Source organism: Methanospirillum sp., assembly GCF_035406105.1.
Classification (GTDB): domain Archaea; phylum Halobacteriota; class Methanomicrobia; order Methanomicrobiales; family Methanospirillaceae; genus Methanospirillum.
Genome location: NZ_DAONKG010000178.1, coordinates 1 through 5,186 on the forward strand (window position 1 = coordinate 1; position 5,186 = coordinate 5,186).

Below are 5,186 nucleotides of genomic sequence, written 5' to 3' on the forward strand. Positions count from 1 at the left end.
CAGGAACACATTCCCCGGCCGCCGGCTCCTGATGGTTCAGGAAGCGTGTGGGATAACAAAGTTGTAGTTATGAGTATTTATAGTTACCGAAATGTATCTGGAGGTTATACCTGATACCTAAAAATTCATCAACGGAGTAAGATGTATGATTCGAACGAACATCTCCAAAAAAGACCAACAAAGAAGGTATGGCGGTGTGTTGATGCGAGGAGTAGCAGACATGAATACTAACATATCAGCTTGGTGTAGATTACACCATACCTCTCTTTGTGGTATTACATACTCCTTTTGTATTAGTGAACGTATAAGGTTTCTTATTCGTAATTACTCATTAACCGACAGATTTTGGAGATATAAAGCATCGGAGTTGTATTTATACATTTTTAGTCTGATGAAAACCTTCTTTTCAGGCCTATGAAGAACCATACGGAAAGAAAAGAGAAATAATCTTCATATCTCCTTTAAACCGGCTGCATTCCGGTGATATTTACCTAGTTCACTCTTTATAACCCTCTGACCTGGGAAAACCGGACCATCTTTACAGACGCATACACCATCCGGATCGATACAACAGGATCCGCACAACCCTACCCCGCATTTCATATACCGGTGCATACTAAATTGGGATTTTTCCAAGGCCTTTCGACTTTCAAGAACCGATAAGATCGAACGCATCATCGGATCAGGTCCGCAGACAACAATCGTCTCATACTCATCAAGATTTATCATATCAAGCAACCCGGCTACATAACCATGAAACCCTGCAGAACCGTCATCGGTCGCAACACGGACATCACACGCCGAAGAAAGGACATCATGAAATATCAGTTCCTCACTCGTTCTCGCACCAAGAAGAAACGTGACATCCGGAAATTCAAGACCAATCCTGACAAGAGGGGCAATGCCAACACCTCCTGCGATCGCCAGAGTTCTCCCTACAACAGAGAATCCATTTCCAAATGGACCTCTGATTCCAATTTTATCCCCTTTCTTTTTCGTTGCCAGAGCTGTTGTTGCCTCCCCTACGCGCTGAACGGTGATGGCATTCGGATATGACAAAGCCATAGGTATCTCATCGATGCCCGGAACCCAGACCATCACAAACTGCCCTGGGCAGGATGAAAAAACCGTATCAAAAAATATGGTCGTCACGGTCGGACTTTCCTGTACCACCTGGGTGATGGTTACCGGGACCGGAAGACTATCTGACATGGGCACACCCCACAATCTCATCTGCAAAAATCCCATCTGAAGCATATAATTCGTCACTGATACGTCGGAATATATCTGGTTCATGAGCAACTGCACTCCCAATCTCTACACCCTGCGCCCCGGCCATCATCATCTCAATGACATCCTCCGCACATGAAACCCCACCGCACCCGATAATCGGAATAGAACATGCCTCATAGAGTTCATAGACGCACCGGACAGCTATTGGAAATATTGCCCGTCCTGATAGCCCCCCATAGGTATTCCCAAGAACCGGTCTTTTCAGGCCGGTGGATATTCGCATGGCACGAACGGTATTGATAGCCACGATCGCATCAGCCCCTCCCGATTCTGCAGCTCTTCCAATAGCGGTAATGTCAGTGACATTCGGAGTCAGTTTCACCCAGACCGGTCTTTTCCATTCTTTTACTGCTTCAGTACATGCATGAACCAGATCAGGATTGGTTCCGATCTGGGCCCCGAAACCAGCTGCATGCGGGCAACTTACATTCAGTTCAAATGCCTGTGCTTTATCTGCAAACCACCCGGCAACCTCATGAAACTCGTCTGGGTTTCCACCAAATATGCTTACGATGACCGGTTCACCATCGAGTAAAGCCAATTCATTGACAAACTCTTTGGAGGGATTGGGTAGACCCATCGCATTCATAACCCCGTCTTCCAGCACAACAACGCACGGCCCTGCATGCCCATACCGTGGCTCAGGACCAATTGATTTGGTCACAACCGCTCCCGCACCCTGTCGGAGCATACGCAATAACGAAGAGGCACAGGTTCCAAGGACACCCGCTGCAAGAATCAGGTGATTTCTGACAGGCACACCTGCTATCTGAACAGGTTCCTGACTCAGCTGAATCATGATGAGAGAGATGGTGATGATGGTAATTATCTATTCTTCGTTCCTACGAGTATGGGATGACCAGCCTTGCAGTATTCGGTACCGGGCGCATTGGAGGTGGAGTTGCGGCCCGTGCCGTATCCAGTGGTCTTGTACATCATCTGGTATTGTATGATTGCAATGAGGCACTCCTTGAAGCGCAGCGACTTGATATCGAACACATGCGATGTCCCGTAACGGTTTCAGTCAATCCACGCGACATAAGAGCATGTGACATTATCCTCTATACTGCAGGCCTGCCACGAAACCAGAACATAAAAACAAGAGCAGCGCTCCTTGACTGTAATGTCCCGGTTGCATCAGAACTTGCCGCGCTGATTCCGCACTATAAAGGAATTATTGTTGTTGTTACAAACCCTGCCGATATCCTGACCTATTATCTCTGGAAAATTACGGGGATAGCAAGAAAGCGGATCATCGGGTTTGGTGGTCAACTCGACAGTGCACGATTTCAATATGAACTGGCAAACAGATCCATCCGAGGTGACGGATTCATCCTCGGCGAACATGGTGAACATCAGGTCCCTCTCTTTAGTAAGACCGGCCATGATGTTGACTTCAATACACGGGAAGAGATTCTCTCAAAACTGCGAAATGCCAGCATGGAGATCATCAAAGGAAAAGGTGCCACAGAATATGCACCGGTCTATCATATTTGGAACCTGATTGCATCAGTACTATCTGATGCACAAAAAGAACTGATATGTTCAGCAGTTCTTGATGGGGAATACGGGGTTTTCGGGTGCTCACTTGGTGTTCCCGTAACAATCGGAAGAGAAGGCATCCTTTCCATTCATGAATGGGATCTTGACTGCTGGGAATGGGATCATTTTCACCAGGCCGCATCATTTGTATCAGATCTCTGTCGGAGGATCACGCATGAATCCTGAAACCATACAGTATGTCTCTCCTGAGGAGAGAATCCGTCTTGGCATCAATCAGGTGGAGTACTCAACTGCTGCGGACGGGCCTATTATTCACATATATGGCCGTACTGAAACCGGGGATCTGAAAGAGATCATGGTTACCGGATTTTTTCCCTATTTTTATGTGCTCGCCTCACAGGCATCCAAAAACCATCCGGACCAGGTCATCAGGGTAGATCCAACCAGATACCGATCCATACATGGTGAGGAGTTGTGCAGATTATATACCCGGCGACCAACTGATGTCAGGGATATCAGAGGAAATTATACGCATTTTGAAGCGGACATCCCTTTTGCTACCAGGTATCTTATTGATGCAGGAATAACCGGCGGGGTTTCGGTCCCCTCCGGCTATACCATTGTCCCTTATACTGATATCCAGCCAGCAGATGTTCATGCTCCCTCAAGGTACTGCCTTCTGGATATTGAGTGTGAGGATGATAAAGGAGGTCTGCCAAATGCTGACCGTGATCGCATCATCTGTATTACCGCATGGGACTCCTTTGATGATTACTATACCACATTTCTTCTTCAGAATGACCTCAAATCAATCCATGAGAAAGACCTGTGCAAAAATATCCTTCCAAACGGATGTTTTTGTAAGGAGACTCATTCCATCAGGATATTTGAAGATGAAAAAACGCTTCTGATGGAATTTTCTGCATATATCAGGCAGAATAACCCGGATATCTTATCAGGATGGAACTTTACTGACTTTGATTTACCATACATTTTCGGCAGGATGCGATCGCTCAGTCTTCCTCCTGACAGTCTTGCCCGGTTACCGGGAATGAGCGAGCGTACCGGTGTCAGGGGAAGAGTTGATTTTGATCTGTTATCCGGATATAAAAAGATGCAATCATCCAAGCTTGACTCCTATCGCCTTGATGCAGTGGGTGAACGGGAGGTTGGTGATGTAAAGGCATTCCATTACCAGCCAGGAATGACAGCACGGATGTGGAAAGAATCGCCACATGAACTGGTTGAATATAACTTTAAAGATGTGGAACTCTGTGTAAAAATTAACCAGAAAAACAACATTATTGAATTTTATCAGGAGATTGCACGATATGTAGGATGTCCCCTTGACCGGACATTAAACTCATCCAATGTCATTGATATCTATATCCTCCGCAAGGCGCATGGAAGATTTGTCCTGCCTTCAAAGGGATACAGTCCAGGGGATGAATTTGAAGGAGCTACCGTTTTTGAACCCAGTTTTGGCATTCGCGAGAATGTTGTTGTCCTTGATCTGAAATCCCTCTACCCAATGGCGATGATGACAATCAATGCATCTCCGGAGACAAAGGATCCTGACGGGGATCTTATCGCACCGAATGGAATCAGGTTTCGATCAAAACCGGACGGTCTTACGCGGAGTATCATCAGTGAGCTTTTGCAGGAACGGGATCTGAAAAAGAACAAACGAAATGAGTACCCCTTCGGTTCCCACGAATATAAGCTCTATGACATGCAACAGAATGTCATCAAGGTCATTATGAATACCTATTATGGGGTAAGTGGGTATTCGCGGTTTAGATTATATGACCGTGAGATTGGGTCTGCGGTCACATCAGTTGGCAGGGCTATCATAGAACATACGAGAAATACCATTGAACAGATGGGATATAGTGTCATCTATGGAGATACAGACTCATGCATGATTCAGATACCGGCCACGTCTCTTGAGGAGACCATTACCAAAGCAAGAGAGATAGAAGCGGTCCTCAATGAGAGTTACAATACTTTTGCCCGGAATGTCCTCCATGCTGAAAAACATTACTTCTCAATAAAATTTGAAAAGGTCTACCGCCGGTTCTTCCAGGGAGGGAAAAAGAAGCGGTATGCAGGGAATCTCATCTGGAAAGAAGGAAAATCAGTCGATGAGATTGATATGGTCGGGTTTGAGGCAAAGCGATCAGACTCACCCATCCTGACACGCAAAGTCATGAAAGAGGTGATGAACAAGATATTGAGGGGTGCTGATCTTACAGAGATAAAACAATACCTTGGAGATATCATTAAAACATACCGATCCGGAGGGTACTCTCTGGATGAGATCGGCATTCCAGGAGGTATTGGCAAGGAACTGAAAGACTATGGTACCGATGATGCCCATGTAAGAGGAG

The 5,186-nt window shown here is 46.0% G+C and carries 4 protein-coding genes; 2 read left to right on the forward strand and 2 right to left on the reverse strand.

What is annotated here, in order from left to right; translation table 11 throughout:
• Positions 1-450 precede the first annotated feature (450 nt).
• On the reverse strand, positions 451-1,212 hold the full coding sequence (locus PLA23_RS10260; RefSeq protein WP_324332058.1) for a dihydroorotate dehydrogenase electron transfer subunit: 762 nt from the start codon (positions 1,210-1,212) through the stop codon (positions 451-453).
• On the reverse strand, positions 1,202-2,092 hold the full coding sequence (locus PLA23_RS10265; protein ID WP_324475120.1) for a dihydroorotate dehydrogenase: 891 nt from the start codon (positions 2,090-2,092) through the stop codon (positions 1,202-1,204). Before PLA23_RS10265 ends, PLA23_RS10260 begins: the two co-directional genes overlap by 11 nt.
• A 56-nt stretch (positions 2,093-2,148) precedes the next feature.
• On the opposite strand from PLA23_RS10265, the gene PLA23_RS10270 reads away from it, so the two are divergent.
• On the forward strand, positions 2,149-3,021 hold the full coding sequence (locus tag PLA23_RS10270; protein WP_324328987.1) for a malate dehydrogenase: 873 nt from the start codon (positions 2,149-2,151) through the stop codon (positions 3,019-3,021).
• Positions 3,011-5,186: DNA-directed DNA polymerase (locus tag PLA23_RS10275; RefSeq protein ID WP_324475121.1), on the forward strand; the 2,176-nt coding region annotated here is incomplete at its 3' end. The genes PLA23_RS10270 and PLA23_RS10275, both read left to right, overlap by 11 nt.

Excerpts from the sequence above, each read along its gene's own strand:
- PLA23_RS10260 (WP_324332058.1), bottom strand. The coding sequence starts at position 1,212 with ATGTCAGATAGTCTTCCGGTCCCGGTAACCATCACCCAGGTGGTACAG.
- PLA23_RS10265 (WP_324475120.1), bottom strand. The coding sequence starts at position 2,092 with ATGATTCAGCTGAGTCAGGAACCTGTTCAGATAGCAGGTGTGCCTGTC.
- PLA23_RS10270 (WP_324328987.1), top strand. The coding sequence starts at position 2,149 with ATGACCAGCCTTGCAGTATTCGGTACCGGGCGCATTGGAGGTGGAGTT.